The following is a 14,194-nucleotide window of genomic DNA, read 5'->3' as shown; positions in this document are numbered from 1 at the left end:
ATCCACGCAAAGGATCTGAAACCCTTTGTCGGCAAGCGCTTGCGAAGTTGCGATCGCGTCTTGTGCATCGTGGCGTAGGATGAGGGCTTTCATCGGATTCTCCTGATATGTGACAGCTGCCGTCACCATAAGAATCCAAAACTTAAATTTTGCTGAAAAGACACAACGGAATTTAGACAGGCTTGGCCCCTGCTCCGCTTGCCCCTATAGAGCACGTAGAAAACAAAGGACGCGAGCGATGCGCACAGCGACGATCAAACGGCAAACGGCCGAGACGGATATCACCGTCACCATCAACCTCGATGGGACCGGGCAATATGACAATCAGACCGGCGTGGGTTTCTTTGACCACATGCTGGATCAACTGTCGCGCCACGCGTTGATCGACATGACCATCCGCGCGCAGGGTGATCTGCACATTGATGATCACCACACCGTGGAGGATGTCGGCATTGCACTAGGTCAGGCCCTGACAAATGCATTGGGCGACAAACGCGGCATCCGCCGCTATGGGTCTTGTCACCTTGCCATGGATGATGCGCAGGTGCGCTGCGCGCTGGACCTTTCCGCGCGGCCTTATCTGATCTGCAATCTTGATCTGCCGTTTGGCAAGATCGGCACGTTTGATACCGAACTGGTCCGCGAGTTCTTTCAAGCGCTCAGCACTCATGGCGGCATCACGCTGCACATCGATAAGCTGCATGGTTTTAACGCCCACCACATCGCCGAAGCCGCGTTTAAGGCCGTGGCACGCGCCCTACGTGAAGCGGTTGAAACCGACCCACGCAAGGCTGACGCCATCCCGTCCACCAAGGGCAGCCTATGACAACCGCGCTTGTCGACTACGACAGCGGCAACCTGCACTCTGCCCAGAAGGCCTTTGAACGGATGGCGGCAGAGGTGGGCGCCGGCCCCATTGTCGTGACTTCGGACCCCGACGTTGTGGCTGCGGCAGACCGTATCGTGCTGCCCGGCGACGGTGCATTCCCCCATTGCCGGGCAGAGCTTTTTGCGCGCACCGGTTTGGCCGAAGCAATTGTTGAGGCTGTGACCCAGCGTGCCCGCCCCTTTATGGGTATCTGCGTGGGCATGCAGATGATGGCCACGACCGGCCACGAGCATGAAGAGACACCTGGCTTTGGTTGGATTGCGGGGAATATCCGCAAGATCGCACCTGCCGATCCGACGCTTAAGGTGCCGCATATGGGTTGGAACGATCTGGTGATTGATCATCCGCACCCTGTGCTTGACGGGATCACATCGGGCGATCACGCCTATTTCGTGCATTCTTATGCGATGGACGTGACCGACCCCACCGAGCGGCTGGCGCATGTCGATTATGCGGGCGAAGTCACGGCCATTATCGGGCGCGACACAATGATCGGCACGCAGTTCCACCCTGAGAAAAGCCAAGGCGCAGGATTGCGCATGATCGGCAATTTTCTGACGTGGACGCCCTGATCTCTGACTGCGCTATTGCATAGCAAGGCTGGCGAAACGATGGTCTGTCCAAAATATAATCAAAGGGCAGAGCATATGTTAATTCGACGTCAGATGATCATGATAACCGTTGCAGCGGGCCTAAGCGCCTGTGGCCGCAGGCGGGATCGGCACCGCCCAACAAGCCGCGCGGCCGACATCCCGCTTTACCCCAACGAAACCCCGGAATTGCGTGCGCTGATCAACAAATACGCTGGCGTGCATGATATCCCGGTGACCTTGCTGCACCGGGTGATCATTCGCGAAAGCACGCACCGCCCTTGGGCGCGCAATGGGCCCTACTATGGGTTGATGCAAATCTTGCCCGAAACTGCGCGCAGCATGGGCCATCGTGGATCGCCCGAAGGCCTACTGGATGCCGAAACCAATCTGATCTACGCCGGTCGGTATCTGCGCGGTGCATGGCTGGTGTCAGGCGGGGACGAGGCAGAGGCAGTGAGTTGGTACGCGCGTGGCTACTATTATGAGGCCAAGCGGCTGGGATTGTTGGAGGAAACGGGGTTGCGTTAGGGCGATGAATGGCGGTGTTACGGGACAAACCTGCCATTGGGTTTTCCACCTTCGCTAGCGCAGCATTACTTTGCATGTGCAGCACCCCTATCGCGACATGGCAACACTGATCGCCAGATCGGTCATCCAGTGTTACGGATTACTTTTGGTTCCGCCAGTGCCCATCCAACCTCGGAAGCGCCTACAAATCCAAGGTCGGCTTTAAATTAGCGTCGATTTCCGAAGAATGCTGCATAGGGCTATGCAAGCGGTGGACTTATTGTAACAATAGCAGTTACGGGTGTCTGATTACAGAGGACGGAGCAGTCACATGAAGCGGAATTCGCGTTTGTCTTTGGCGCTGCACACACTCAGTCATATGGCATTTGACACCGAAGATGCTCAAACATCTGCTGACATCGCGGATCATGCTGGGACCAATCCAGTCGTCGTCCGGCGGGTTCTGGGCAAACTACGTTCGGCGGGTTTGCTATTGTCCGAACGTGGGCACTCAGGGGGATGGCGATTGGCGCGCGAGACGAAACACATCACGTTAGCGGACGTTTATGATGCACTCGGCGAGAGTTTTGTCGCGCCGAGGGGGCAAACCGACGCCAGAACATGTTCGGTGGCGCAATCCCTTGAGGTTCAGGTCTCTCAGATCATGAAGGACATCGAGGAAAGCTTGGTTGAGCGTCTGTCGCGAACAACGATTGCAGATATTCAAAATTCAACAAAACGGGAACCTTCTCATGCCCATTGATATCGCCACCGGCAAGCCAGTGTCTAAGCTTTTGCTGTGTTTCAGCATGATCGGAGCAGCGCTTATCGGTATTTCTGCAACCATCGAAAAGCAGAAAAAAACAGCATGACTGATCAACGTGTGCCAGTGACGCTTCTGACCGGATTCTTGGGGGCTGGGAAGACGACCCTTCTCAATTCGGTTCTTACTGACAGTACGGGCGGGCGTGTCGCCGTGATCGTCAATGAGTTTGGTGAAGCAGGGCTTGACCATGATCTTATCACGGAAAGTACCGGTGAGATCGTGCTAATGTCTTCGGGTTGTCTTTGCTGTTCGGTGCGAGGAGATCTTGCACGTACAATGCTGGGACTGATCGACAAGCGCGCGTCAGGTAAACTGCAATTTGACCGCGTTGTGATCGAAACGACGGGTCTGGCCGACCCTGGGCCAATCGTACAGACCCTTGTGAACGACCGAGACCTCAAGCGAACAACGCGGTTGGACGGCGTGGTCACTATCGCCGATGCCGCCAACGGAATGACGACGTTGGATACGCAGTTTGAAGCCGTATCGCAGGCAGCGGGTGCCGATGTGATCATCTTGAGCAAGACTGATGTTGTCGAACCCGAAGCTGTCGCAGCAATTGAAACGAGGTTGCGGGGGCTGAACCCAACCGCCCCTATCGTCAGAGCCATTCGAGGCGAAAACGCTCATCAGCATATGTGGGGTCTGTCAGGTGTGCGTAATGGTGTGACGCAAACTGAGGCACTCGATTGGTTGCAGATGCCGAAGCCTACGCCAAGCGATCCGCTGCAGAACCTCTCTGGCCTCGCTCCTAAGTCGGCAGATAGCGCGTCATTTTCTCCCCATGACAATCGTATTCGCAGTGCCTCAATCGTACTAGACAAGCCGCTTGAGGGTCACGTCCTTGACGACTGGCTCACTGATTTTGTGGCTTTGCGCGGACCCAACTTGTTGCGGGTCAAAGGCCTTGTATTTCTCCAAGGTATTGAAGCGCCTTTTGTGTTCCACGGCGTTCAGCATATCTTTGATGATCCGGTACCAATCAAAGATTGGGATCAGAACGATCAAACGAGCAGGATCATCATAATTGCCCGCGATATGTCGGAGAACCGTTTGCGACGCTGCTTAAAGCCGCTATCCAAAGATGCCGAGATTGCGGTGACAAATGCCGGTTAGGCCGACTTTGAATTGGGTGAAGCGGCAAGTTATCTGCGCGTGTCGGGCCCCCGTGCTCTGCGGCGTAATCGCCGTGAGTGCTGGTCCTGCTGCCGGACACCCACATGTTTTTGTCGATGGTGGTGTGAACTTTGTATTCGACGACAACAGTCTCGTTGCGTTGGACGTCACATGGCTCTACGACGACTTTGAAACTCTCTACATGTTGTCTTCCTATAACCTTTCGTTGAACGCCGAGGGCGAATTGGATGAGATTGACCGGCGGGCGCTTGTACAACATCGCAGTAATTGGCCCAGTGATTTTGATGGCTCTGCGCACCTAACTGTCGGCGGACAACCCGTTTCGCTGCAATGGCCAAGAGATCTGGATGCTCAGATAGTTGATGGCAGGTTGCGGGTTACTTTCACAAGAGACTTGCATGAAGCGGTCGGCTTGGCCGACCTGACCGCGGAAGTTGCCTTTTATGAGTCAACTTACTTTTACGCATTTACCATCACAGAGCAGCCCCAGTTTGTAGGTTCTGCAAACCGATGCAGTGAGGAGGTCTTCAAGTACGAACCCGCAGCACAAGATCAGGAAATGCAAGCAACGCTATCCCGGCTAAACCGAGAGGAGACGCCGGCGATGGCCGATGTTGGGGCATTGTTTGCAGACAGAATTGTTATGATATGCGCGTAGTGCTGGCTCTCGTTACAGCGCTGATAGCTGCATCTCTCGCGATTGGGGCAATCGATCTTAGTCGGGTCGCGATTTGGGCCGTTGACGCCCAGCGCGATTTTCAAAACCAAATGGCTGGCGCCATACGCGCGCTGAAGGGCGGCGATATCTACGCCTATTTTGCGCTGCTGGGTGCTACAATGGCATACGGATTTGTCCATGCACTAGGGCCCGGTCACGGAAAATATCTTGTCGGCGGTGTGGGGTTGGGAACGTCTGTTTCTGTCCGCAAGCTTGTCGGATTGGCCACCGTTTCTAGCCTCACACAAAGTCTTTGGGCCATCGTTTTGGTTTTTGGTGGATTCTTGTTCATTGAAGTGTCCGCCCAGCAGATGACCACGCTAGCAGAGGACTACCTGGCTCCGTTGAGCTATCTTGCTATTGCGAGCGTGGGCCTATTGCTTGTGTGGCGCGGGTTACAAGCCTTAGCACGGGTTGAGAGGTCCATGGGAAGCCGTCAAACCAGCCGCGGTCTCGGCTCTTCCGGCGGGTATTCATTCGCAAAGCAACACGCGATTGCGCATGCGACAGGTTTTACCAAGACCGGAAACAAATGGGCAGTTCCGCAAGAGACCGCGGTTCTCACGTCTTGTGTTGAGGATTGCAACTGCGGTGCCCATGGCCCCACGCCTGAACAGGCCGCCCGTGTCAGTTCTTTACGCGATGCGGTGGTTCTGGTGCTGAGCATTGCAATTCGTCCATGTACCGGCGCCATATTCTTACTTGTGATAGCATGGCAAATGGATCTCGCGCTTGCTGGCGCGCTCGCTGTTCTGGCCATGGGGTTTGGTACCGCCGCACTGACGTCATTGGTTGCAATTTCAAGTGTTGCCGCCCGCAGTATCGCTGTGTTTTCATCTAAAGCGGGCCGGGGGTGGCGCTTTGTCATGCCAGGGATACAAGTCTTTTCAGGTGCAACGATTGCTTTGATCAGCTTGGGTCTATTAGGTTTCAAGCTTACCTTGTGATCGCTGGGCACTGTTGGGGTTCACATATTTTTTGCATAAAAGCGGTCAGCCTAATTGTATCCGTCGCGCATAACGCCGCCTAGCAAACTCATCCCCAGTTTCTTGAGCACCCGGATTGAGCGATGATTGTTTTCGTGTATTCGCAAGGCAAATCAGCAGAGTATCTATAGCCTTCGGGGACACCGCATCTTGGAGACGTTGCGCCTGTGTCAGCCAGGTCAGCGCGCCATTTTTGCTGTGTTCCATGACATTTGGATCACCAAGGATGTCACGGACTGCATACGCGTCACCTCCATGCCATCCTCTCAACCGAAATCTCTCTGTTTCGGTTATCGGGGACCACACCGCCCCCGACAATTGGCTACATCGTGCTTCAAAGGGAACGCCTCCCAAGCAGCCATACGAAAAACATGCCGCCAACAAGCCCGGTCACGATGCCAATTGGCATGTCTTCTGGTGCCATGACCGTGCGGGCGGCAATATCAGCCCAGAGCAGAAAGATTGCACCGACTAATGCTGACGCCGGCAGAACACGGGTGTAATCGCCCCCGACAAGCATGCGTGCAATATGCGGGACCATCAGACCGACAAACCCAATAATACCCGAGAATGCGACCATGACGCCGGTGATGAGGGCTCCGATCACAAAAACGACCAACCTGAATCGCGCAACTGCTATACCGAGTGTGGCGGCAGTTTCATCCCCAATTGTCATTGCGTTCAATTGGGTTGTCCGCAAAGCCAGCCACGCGCCGCAAAGGATCAGAATCACGAGCGGGTAGATCAATTGATCCCATTGCGCGAGACCAAGGCCGCCGAGCATCCAGAAGACGACCGTATGGGAGGCACGCGGATCGCCAAGGAATATCAATCCGTTTGCTGCAGCCATGATGATGAAAGAGACAGCGACACCGGCAAGAACCAACCGATCCGCGCTGGATGCGTCGGCGAGGCGCGAGACGCCAAGAACGATCAATGTCGCGGCAAGTGCCCCGATGAATGCCAACAGCGGTACCGTCAAAACCCCCAGAAACAAACCCGAATGGAGTAAGGCGAATATAGCACCAAACGCGCCCCCTGATGAGATACCCAAAAGGTGGGGATCAGCCAACGGGTTGCGCGTCACTGCCTGAAGACTGGCACCGACGATTGCGAGACCTGCGCCCACCATCATCGCCAAGATTGCGCGTGGAAAGCGGATATTCCAGACGATCGCTTCGCGGCCTTGGCTCCAAGTTTGTTCGACGAAACCTGGCGACAGCTTGTTGGCCAAGACACCCCAGACCGTACCCGCAGGAACCGCAACGGCCCCCACGGATACTGCAATGGACAAAGACACAAGCAGCACCAACATACCGCCAAGCAAAAGAAAGGATATGCTTGCCCATTTTGCTGGGGTTGATCGTGCTATGGGGTCACTCATCGATCAATTTTTCCAGAACGCTTCGGCAAGGGTTTTGATCGCTTGAATGTTGCGCGGACCCGGCGTGGCCTCAACATATTCGAGGGTCACGAAACGGTCATTCCGTACGGCGTCGATCTCTGCGAAAGCAGGGTTCGACATCATGAAATCACGTTTTTGCTCTGCGGTTACTTCACCGTAGTTGACGATCACAATCACTTCGGGGTTCTGTTCGACAACCTCTTCCCAGGTCACTGTGCCCCAGCTTTTCTCAAAGCCCTCCATGACATTCGTGCCACCCGCAGACTCAATCAACGCGGTGGGCATGGCAAAAAGCCCTGCGGTAAACGGCGCATCTTCACCACTATCGTAAACAAAAACCCGCAGCGGTTCACCGGTTTCGAGATCATCAGTAAACGTCGCGAGGTCTGCCCTGTAGCTATCCACAAGAGCGGTGGCCCTGTCTTCGACATCAAAAATAAGACCGAGGTTCATAAGGTCTGCATACATGTCCTCGATACTGGCCCGGTCTTTGTCCATGATATGGATGCAGCTTTCCGTCAGCTCATAGACCTGAATGCCGAAGGGCTCCAAGGTGTCGGGTGTGACCTCGCCCCCAACTTTCATTCCGTAGTTCCAGCCTGCAAAGAAAAAGTCAGCATCTGCGCCAACGAGGACCTCTTTCGACGGGTAGCGTTCGGATAACTCGGGCAATGCCGCGACACCCTCGCGCATTTCCGCGTCGAGCTTGTTCCAGCCATTGATGCCAGTGTAGCCGACCATGTGGTCGGTCAAACCAAGCACCAACATCATCTCGGTCAGGTTTACATCATTAGAGATTGCGCGCTCAGGCGGCGCGTCGAAAACCACTGTACGGTTACAGCTTTGAACACTGGTTTCGGCAGAGGCCAGCCCTGCGCTCAGGCCGAGCGAAAGGGCGCTGAGAACGATAAGTCTCATGGTGGTTTCCTTAGATCTAAAGTTGGTATGTCAGGTGATTAGTGTCGCTAGGTGCAAGACGTTCTTGCTTTGCTGTCACAAAGAATGCCTTTGAGACGGTTCCTTCGGTGAGAACGATGTCGGGGGGGCCAAATCCGAGTGGATGCCCATCTTGAAGCATCAACACGTCGTCACAGGCCGCTGCCGCCATGTTCAGATCATGCAATGTTGTGACAATCGTAAGCGGCAGGTCGCGGATCAGGGCCAGAACTTCGAGTTGATGTCGAATATCAAGGTGATTTGTCGGTTCATCCAAGATGAGAAGACGAGGCTCTTGCGCCAAGGCGCGGGCAACCATCACGCGCTGTCGTTCGCCGCCCGATAGAGTGCCAAGTCGGCGGTGTGCAAAACGGCCCAAATCAAGACGATCCAACGCATCCTGCACAGTGGCGGCGTCTTTTGCCCCCGACATGCCGCCAAAGCCTTTTCGATGCGGCGTGCGCCCGAGTGCGACGATCTCCCGCACATTCAGGGCAAAGTCAGTTGGTTGCTCTTGCAAGACTGCGGCGACGGATTGCGCAGCTTCACGGGCCGACAAGGTCCAGATGTCGGTTCCGTCGATTTCAACAGTTCCTTCGGATGGGGCGTGAAAACGGTATAGCAACCGCAGGAGCGTCGACTTTCCGGCCCCATTTGGTCCAACAACACCAAGAACTCGACCCGGCGTCAGTTCAAAACTAACCGGATGCAATACACGCTGTTTGCTCTTTGGCACAGACCAGCAAGCGTTCTCGACCTTTAGATGAGCAGCAGCAACCGGACCCGTAGGTGACTGACACGGTTGAGTGCCATCATGAAGGGCGTGGTAAGTCGGCAGGTCTTTCATGTCTCAATCCTCGTGTGCTGCCCCAGCAGATGGCAGGTTGCCCGAACGCAGGTCATTCTGCAACGATCGGATCGAGTCGCAACACCAATGGCGACACGCTGCGGATAGGCGGGAATCGTCCAAGAATATTGGCCCTCAGAAACTCAGGCCGATCCATCCGCTGGAGAAAGCCTTCAGGAGCCTTGTTGTACCGTTCCACAAGTTCAATCAGCGCTTGTGCGTGCGCGGGTTTGTGGGGATCAAGATCGCCAAAGACATAGGTGAACTTGTCGTTTTGGCTTACTGATACAATGCAAGGTCGTTTGCAATGGCTCATACATTTGACGCCGCGACACGCCACGCCAGCGGCTGCCAGCCCGCCAATTTCTGCGTGGATTACTTCTGCAAGGCGCGACCCGCCACGGGTACCAGTTTCAGTCTCACGACCGTCCCGACATGTAATGCAGATCGACAAAACTGCGCGTTCGTCACTCATATACCCGTGGCCTCAAGGTGTAATGTTATAACATTTCATTAAGTAACCCTATGTGTTACATGACGTCAAGCTCAATAGATGCGAAAGGCAAGGCAGTGCAAAGGCAGGCAAAAAAAAGACCCTCGCGCAGCGAGGGTCTTTTCTAAGTCATGCTGGTGTCGGGTTTACCCTACACGAACCCAGTTCTGGCTGGAACAGATCAGTCCGCCAGCCACACAGCCGCGCAGGCGCAGTGCATTGCCGTCCACATCCATCTTGCCGATGTAAATCTTGTTGTTAGACGGACGCCAGACAGAGCCTTCGTAGGCGCCGCCGCCCTGTGATACCATGTCGATGACCAGCGTTTTGCCGATGTTTTCGGACTGGTATTCGCCATCGGCGTTAAACGTCCGGCTGATCACACCGCAGACGGCATTGCCGCAAGGTGCGATGGTGATATGCGCATAAGCGCCGTCGTCAACTTCTGTCTGCCAAACGCCAACAGCGTCCTGTGCTGCCGCACCCGTTGCAAAGGCAATCAGGGCTGCTGCAAGTATCATAAGTCGTTTCATAGGTCATTCCTCCCGAATATGTGCGCAGCATGGGGTCGTGCAGCACTGCTAATCAAGTCTGACGTTGGGTCCATTGCGCCTGATTGCATTCCAACACCGCCCATGCATAAAGACCGCAACAACAAAAGGTGCCCACAATGATCCTCTATCCTGCCATTGATCTCAAAGACGGAAACGCTGTGCGGCTGGTGCATGGCGATATGGATCAGACGACTGTTTTCAACGATGATCCGGCGGCGCAGGCCAAGGCATTTGTCGTCGCTGGCTGTGAGTGGCTGCATCTGGTGGACCTCAACGGAGCTTTTGCAGGTGAACCTGTGAATGCTGCCCCGGTTGAGGCGATCCTGAAGGCCTGCCCAGTGCCCGCCCAACTGGGTGGCGGCATCCGCGACATGGCCACGATTGAGCGTTGGCTGGACAAAGGGCTGGCACGGGTCATCCTTGGCACCGTCGCTGTGGAAAACCCCGATCTGGTGCGCGAGGCCGCAAAAGCGTTCCCCGGTAAGGTTGCTGTTGGGCTTGATGCGCGCAATGGCCGTGTGGCAACACGTGGCTGGGCCGAAGAGACTGATGTGATGGTCACTGATCTGGCGAAATCGTTCGAAGACGCAGGTATCGCGGCGATCATCTATACCGACATTCTGCGCGACGGTGCGATGAAGGGTCCGAATATCGATGCAACTGCCGATCTGGCGCGGGCCGTGGATATCCCTGTAATTGCCTCTGGCGGAGTGTCGTCAATGGATGATCTGACAGCACTGAAAGCCACCGGGGTGATCTCGGGCGCAATTTCGGGGCGTGCGCTTTATGACGGGGCGATTGATCTTGAAGGTGCACTGACCCATCTGAAGGCGTGACCCATGTCCGCAACGTTACGAAAGATTGATCTGCCAGCACCCAGTGCATTGCATCAGCACAGGGTCACAGGCGATTTTCTGGATTGTTACAGCGTTGCCTCCAACTTGCCCCCAAGGGACGCCGCCGAAATCATCACCGATTTCCCGGGCTGGGCGAAAGGTCTGTTGATCCTACGCGGCGCTCTGACCGCTCCATTCGGTCTGAGCGCTGACGGACCAGAGGCCGCAGACAAGCTGGGCCCCTTTCCGCTGCAAAGTGAAACCGACACCGAAGTCATTGCCGGGTTCGATGACAAACACCTGAATTTTCTGGTGTCGGTCCTGTCACATGAGGGGCATGTCAGCTTGGCCACTTGGGTGGCACCGCACAATATCGGCGGCAGGATCTACCTCGCAGCGATCATGCCGTTTCATATCGCAATTGCGCGCAATGCCTTGGCCCGCGTGGCGCGGGCTTAGCTTGCCGAAATCGCCTTATCGGTCAGCATGTTAAGCGCGCCGTTGATCTTGCCGACGACCTCGGCATCGGGCGCGATATCCAAACCTTCAAGCAATTCTTCTGCCGGTGTCCACGTCACTTGCGTGTTCCCGTCGGCATCAGTGTAAGCCAACACACGCAAAGGCAGCATCAGACCGGCGCGTATGTCCTGCTCCATTGCCAATGTGCCCAGCGCGGGGTTGCCGAAGATCAACAGCGTTGCATCGGGGATAGATTTGCCGACGCTTTCAGCGCCTGCGGCATGATCGACGCGGGCAAAGACCGTGGCCCCTGCCCCGGTGACAGCGGCCTCTAGCCCGTCGATGGTTTCAGCGACAGAGAGTGGTGAGGGTTTCATCATATTTTCAGCCCATAGTGGTGCGGCGCAAAGCCCAATCAGGGCAGCGGCGATTGTGGTTTTCATTGCATAGCTCCCATTTCCAGCGCCTTTGATTAGGCCGCATTTCACACCAACAGACCACCCTGCCCCTTCCCATTTCGCGCTATTCCGCCTAGAGATCACGCCATGTTGAAGACCCGGATCATTCCCTGCCTTGATGTCGCCGACGGGCGCGTTGTCAAAGGCGTGAACTTTGTCGATCTGATCGACGCTGGCGACCCCGTCGATGCGGCCATCGCCTATAACGCCGCTGGTGCGGATGAGCTGTGTTTTCTCGACATCATGGCCACCGAAGAAAACCGGGGCACGATGTTTGATCTGGCCACTCGCACAGCCGAACAATGCTTTATGCCGTTGACCATCGGCGGCGGTGTGCGCACTCACCACGATGTGCGCAACCTGCTTTTGGCTGGTGCCGACAAGGTCAGTTTCAATTCGGCAGCTGTGGCCAACCCCGATGTGGTGGCCGAGGCCGCGATGCGCTTTGGTTCGCAGTGTATTGTTGTGGCCATTGACGCCAAAACGGTCAGCCCCGGAAGGTGGGAAATTTTCACCCACGGCGGCAGACGGGCGACGGGCATTGATGCCGTGGCATTCGCCAAAACGGTCGTCGAAAAAGGTGCCGGGGAGATATTGCTAACCTCGATGGACCGGGATGGCACGAAATCCGGGTTCAACCTGCCGTTAACGCGCGCCATCTCTGACGCGGTTGACGTGCCGGTAATCGCCTCTGGCGGCGTGGGCACGCTGGACCATCTTGTGGAAGGTGTGACCCAAGGCGGTGCGTCTGCCGTATTGGCCGCCTCCATCTTTCACTTTGGCACCTACACCATTGGCGAAGCCAAAGCCCATATGGCTGCCAATGGCATCCCTGTGAGGCTGACATGACACTTGATGATCTTGCCACTCTGATTGCGTCACGCAAAGACGGCGACCCCGACAGCAGCTGGACGGCCAAACTCTTGTCCCAAGGGCCAGAGAAATGCGCCGAGAAATTTGGCGAGGAAGCGATTGAGGCCATCATTGAGGCAGTGAAAGGCGACAAAGCGCGGCTGACCTCAGAGGCGGCAGATGTGCTTTATCATCTCTTGGTGATGCTCACGGCACGGGATGTCACGCTGGGTGATGTGGTTGCGGAACTGGCCAAACGTCACGGCACCTCGGGCATTGCAGAAAAGGCCGCGCGCGGCGACAAATCCTAGCCCGGCTTACTGCGCGAAACCCAATCCAACAGATTGCGCGGCAGAATGGCGTTTTCAGCCTCCAGCTTGCGCCGCGACCCCAGCTTTGCCTCTTGAGCGAGACGTGCCTCTTCGGCAACCCGTGATTCTCTGGCAATCCGTGCGGCTTCCGCCATGCTTGCGGCCGCAGCCTCCGCGCGTTCTTGCTCGCGCTGGCGATGGGCCACTTCAGAGGTTTCGCGATTGAACTCTTCCACCCATTCGGGACTGAATGTGCTGGTTTTGGTCGCCGCCGCCGGCTTTGGTGCCAGTTCTTCGACGGGTTCGCGTGGCGCGGTCATGACGTGTTTATTTGTCTCCGAGACCAGCTCGCTCAGCGTTTTGCTAAGGACCTTGGATTCGGGGATGTCCACAACTTTGACCTGTTTGCCTTCCTGCTCGATCAGGCTCAGCCAGTCTTTGGCGGATTGATGGCGGTCCTTTGGTGGCACGCTCATCGCGGTGTCGATAGCTTCCAGAAACGCCTTTTCATATTGTGGAAAACGGCCTGTCAGCGGTTCATACGGATCGGTGCCGGTGCCGGTGAGTTCCGATACGCGGGTCTGGCTATTGGGCGGGGCCTCGCCCGAAATCAGGTGATACATGGTCGCACCCAGCGCATAAAGATCGCTGCATGGCCCCTGCTTGCCGCCGGAGACGTAGAATTCATGCGGAGAGTAGCCGTCTTTGACGACCAGCATGGTGGATGCCTCATTGGTTTTGGTGCTGGCTTCCTCGCGAGCGGCCCCAAAATCGATCAGTGACGGGCTGCCCCATTTGTCGAGCAGGATATTGTCCGGCGAAATATCGCGGTGCAGCAGATCGTGGCGATGCACCAGTTCCACTGCATCCAGCAGTTTGACAAGCATCGCACTAATCTGATCGGGCTTAAGCAGATCGTTGTCATCGCTAATGATGTCCAAAAGGTCGCGGCCTTCGATTAGGTCAAGCACCATATAGGCGGTCTCGTTCTCTTCAAAAACCTGATGCACGCTGACGATATTGGGGTGACGCATCTTGGCGATGCTGCGCGCTTCGCGCATGAACATTTCAACAGTCTTGCGGTACTGCGCCTCATGTCGGGGCGAGTTCACCTTGACCATGTTGCCAAAGCGAAAGCTGAACGCCTCGGGAAAACACTCTTTGATGACGACGTTGCGCTCTAGATAAATATCCTGGGCAAGGTAGGTGATTCCAAAACCACCACTGCCGATCTGACGTTCGACCTTGAATTTGCCTCCCAGCAAATCCGCGCCCATAGGCAGCGCTTCGACCTGAACTTCATAGGCCTCGGCAAAATCGATTATCCTGGTTTCTTCCATGGGTCATCCGTTGTCTTGGGTGTCGACTGGAAACCATTCACTCATCA

Annotated in this window: 17 protein-coding genes and 1 pseudogene; 11 read left to right on the top strand and 7 right to left on the bottom strand. The window is 55.8% G+C overall.

Annotated features, from left to right (window positions below):
• The first annotated feature begins 238 nt into the window (after positions 1-238).
• From hisB to DHN10_RS07525, 7 genes are all read left to right on the top strand, one after another.
• Positions 239-826, top strand: a complete 588-nt coding sequence (gene hisB / locus DHN10_RS07555; RefSeq protein WP_108814661.1) for an imidazoleglycerol-phosphate dehydratase HisB — start codon at positions 239-241, stop codon at positions 824-826.
• Positions 823-1,461 (top strand): imidazole glycerol phosphate synthase subunit HisH, encoded by a 639-nt coding sequence (gene hisH / locus DHN10_RS07550; RefSeq protein ID WP_108814660.1) that lies wholly within the window; start codon positions 823-825, stop codon positions 1,459-1,461. The genes hisB and hisH overlap by 4 nt, the downstream gene beginning before the upstream one ends.
• Positions 1,462-1,536: 75 nt before the next feature.
• A complete protein-coding gene (locus tag DHN10_RS07545) occupies positions 1,537-2,010 on the top strand; it encodes a lytic transglycosylase domain-containing protein (RefSeq protein WP_108814659.1) in 474 nt (157 codons plus the stop codon).
• Between the two features lie 310 nt (positions 2,011-2,320).
• Positions 2,321-2,752, top strand: a complete 432-nt coding sequence (locus DHN10_RS07540) for an RrF2 family transcriptional regulator (RefSeq protein WP_108814658.1) — start codon at positions 2,321-2,323, stop codon at positions 2,750-2,752.
• A 105-nt stretch (positions 2,753-2,857) separates the two neighbouring features.
• Positions 2,858-3,931: a CobW family GTP-binding protein gene (locus DHN10_RS07535; RefSeq protein WP_108814657.1), complete on the top strand. Its 1,074-nt coding sequence runs from the start codon at positions 2,858-2,860 to the stop codon at positions 3,929-3,931.
• A 73-nt stretch (positions 3,932-4,004) separates the two neighbouring features.
• On the top strand, positions 4,005-4,610 hold the full coding sequence (locus DHN10_RS07530; RefSeq protein WP_159086950.1) for a DUF1007 family protein: 606 nt from the start codon (positions 4,005-4,007) through the stop codon (positions 4,608-4,610).
• Positions 4,601-5,617 carry a nickel/cobalt transporter gene (locus DHN10_RS07525; RefSeq protein ID WP_108814655.1) on the top strand — a complete coding sequence of 339 codons (1,017 nt, stop codon included), beginning with the start codon at positions 4,601-4,603 and terminating at the stop codon, positions 5,615-5,617. Before DHN10_RS07530 ends, DHN10_RS07525 begins: the two co-directional genes overlap by 10 nt.
• Before the next feature lie 373 nt (positions 5,618-5,990).
• Here DHN10_RS07525 and DHN10_RS07520 read toward each other — a convergent pair whose 3' ends face one another.
• The 5 genes and pseudogenes from DHN10_RS07520 to DHN10_RS07500 form a co-directional block, all read right to left on the bottom strand.
• Positions 5,991-7,040 (bottom strand): FecCD family ABC transporter permease, encoded by a 1,050-nt coding sequence (locus DHN10_RS07520; RefSeq protein WP_108814654.1) that lies wholly within the window; start codon positions 7,038-7,040, stop codon positions 5,991-5,993.
• A 3-nt stretch (positions 7,041-7,043) separates the two neighbouring features.
• On the bottom strand, positions 7,044-7,979 hold the full coding sequence (locus DHN10_RS07515) for an ABC transporter substrate-binding protein (RefSeq protein WP_108814653.1): 936 nt from the start codon (positions 7,977-7,979) through the stop codon (positions 7,044-7,046).
• A 262-nt stretch (positions 7,980-8,241) separates the two neighbouring features.
• Positions 8,242-8,844, bottom strand: a pseudogene (locus DHN10_RS07510) (ABC transporter ATP-binding protein); the annotation flags it as partial.
• A 52-nt stretch (positions 8,845-8,896) separates the two neighbouring features.
• Complete coding sequence (locus DHN10_RS07505; protein ID WP_108814651.1) at positions 8,897-9,319, bottom strand: DUF1636 domain-containing protein; 423 nt, start codon at positions 9,317-9,319, stop codon at positions 8,897-8,899.
• A 164-nt stretch (positions 9,320-9,483) separates the two neighbouring features.
• Positions 9,484-9,870: a DUF2147 domain-containing protein gene (locus DHN10_RS07500; protein ID WP_108814650.1), complete on the bottom strand. Its 387-nt coding sequence runs from the start codon at positions 9,868-9,870 to the stop codon at positions 9,484-9,486.
• Positions 9,871-10,007: 137 nt separating this feature from the next.
• Between DHN10_RS07500 and hisA the strand changes: the two genes are divergently transcribed.
• Entirely contained in the window at positions 10,008-10,727 is a 720-nt protein-coding gene (hisA, locus tag DHN10_RS07495; protein ID WP_108814649.1) for a 1-(5-phosphoribosyl)-5-[(5-phosphoribosylamino)methylideneamino]imidazole-4-carboxamide isomerase, read from the top strand.
• Between the two features lie 3 nt (positions 10,728-10,730).
• Positions 10,731-11,186, top strand: coding sequence for a DUF2867 domain-containing protein (locus DHN10_RS07490; protein ID WP_108814648.1), 456 nt, complete (start codon positions 10,731-10,733; stop codon positions 11,184-11,186).
• On the opposite strand, the gene DHN10_RS07485 is transcribed toward DHN10_RS07490, so the two are convergent.
• Positions 11,183-11,629 (bottom strand): DUF302 domain-containing protein, encoded by a 447-nt coding sequence (locus DHN10_RS07485; RefSeq protein WP_108814647.1) that lies wholly within the window; start codon positions 11,627-11,629, stop codon positions 11,183-11,185. The genes DHN10_RS07490 and DHN10_RS07485 overlap by 4 nt on opposite strands.
• Before the next feature lie 102 nt (positions 11,630-11,731).
• On the opposite strand from DHN10_RS07485, the gene hisF reads away from it, so the two are divergent.
• Positions 11,732-12,493: an imidazole glycerol phosphate synthase subunit HisF gene (gene hisF / locus DHN10_RS07480; RefSeq protein WP_108814646.1), complete on the top strand. Its 762-nt coding sequence runs from the start codon at positions 11,732-11,734 to the stop codon at positions 12,491-12,493.
• Positions 12,490-12,807 (top strand): phosphoribosyl-ATP diphosphatase, encoded by a 318-nt coding sequence (locus DHN10_RS07475; RefSeq protein WP_108814645.1) that lies wholly within the window; start codon positions 12,490-12,492, stop codon positions 12,805-12,807. Before hisF ends, DHN10_RS07475 begins: the two co-directional genes overlap by 4 nt.
• Here DHN10_RS07475 and DHN10_RS07470 read toward each other — a convergent pair.
• Positions 12,804-14,147 (bottom strand): serine/threonine-protein kinase, encoded by a 1,344-nt coding sequence (locus DHN10_RS07470; protein ID WP_108814644.1) that lies wholly within the window; start codon positions 14,145-14,147, stop codon positions 12,804-12,806. The genes DHN10_RS07475 and DHN10_RS07470 overlap by 4 nt on opposite strands.
• Between the last annotated feature and the right edge of the window lie 47 nt (positions 14,148-14,194).

It is taken from the genome of Loktanella sp. Alg231-35 (assembly GCF_900143545.1).
In the GTDB taxonomy this organism is placed as follows: domain Bacteria; phylum Pseudomonadota; class Alphaproteobacteria; order Rhodobacterales; family Rhodobacteraceae; genus Yoonia.
This window is presented reverse-complemented; position numbering and strand designations above follow the sequence as displayed.